Source organism: Paenibacillus camelliae (genome assembly GCF_023715345.1).
In the GTDB taxonomy this organism is placed as follows: domain Bacteria; phylum Bacillota; class Bacilli; order Paenibacillales; family Paenibacillaceae; genus Pristimantibacillus; species Pristimantibacillus camelliae.
Window position 1 is genome coordinate 1 of sequence record NZ_JAMBNY010000097.1, and the last position, 254, is coordinate 254.

Consider the following 254-nt stretch of genomic DNA (forward strand, 5'->3'; position numbering starts at 1 on the left):
TCCCTCTTCCATGTAGCTTCGTGCTTTCCTTACCGCATCATGCCCTCGCCGTTGTGGGCGAAATCCATAACTTTGCTCGGAAAACGTTGGGTCAAATACAGGCGTTAATACTTGGATGATTGCTTGTTGAATGAGGCGATCTGTCACCGTAGGTATGCCTAAGAGCCGAGTTCCACCGTTCGGTTTCGGGATTTCGACCCGACGGACTGGACTCGGTTCATACGCTCCTTTCTTTATGCTTTCACGAATGGTTT

The 254-nt window shown here is 49.6% G+C and carries 1 protein-coding gene; it reads right to left on the reverse strand.

Features of this window, described 5'->3' with window-relative positions; all coding sequences use genetic code 11:
• Positions 1-254, reverse strand: a 254-nt coding sequence (locus tag M3180_RS23160) for a reverse transcriptase domain-containing protein (RefSeq protein WP_251671645.1), incomplete at both ends; no start/stop codon positions are given.